Source organism: Bradyrhizobium sp. Kon37 (assembly GCF_055807535.1).
In genome coordinates this window covers 1-341 of sequence record NZ_JBVVOY010000190.1, presented here as the reverse complement: position 1 = coordinate 341, position 341 = coordinate 1, and the positions used below count along the sequence as shown (strand labels likewise).

Genomic DNA, 341 nt, shown 5'->3' with positions numbered 1-341 from the left:
CGCTCGTGCCGGATGGACTTCCTGTAAGTGGGCATGCTACTGCGACGTTAAACTTGCCGCAGGAACCGTCACTGGTGGATGCCGAGCTGGACTGGCAGGAAAATAGCGGGCAATTGATCGTGCTGGCACGGGATAACGGCGATCCGTTGCTCGATTTGCCGTGGCAAATTACTCGTCAACAATTGACCGTAAGCGATGGTCGCTGGAGCTGGCCGTATGCAGGTTTTCCTTTGAGTGGCCGACTGGGTGTCAAAGTCGACAACTGGCAGGCAGGGCTTGAGAACGCTCTGGTCAGCGGACGACTGAGTGTGCTGACCCAGGGGCAAGCGGGTAAGGGCAAC

At 57.8% G+C, this 341-nt stretch carries 1 protein-coding gene; it reads left to right on the top strand.

Annotated elements, in window-relative coordinates:
- On the top strand, positions 1–341 hold a 341-nt coding region (locus tag AC0L3J_RS37745; protein ID WP_473350491.1), incomplete at both ends, for an intermembrane phospholipid transport protein YdbH family protein.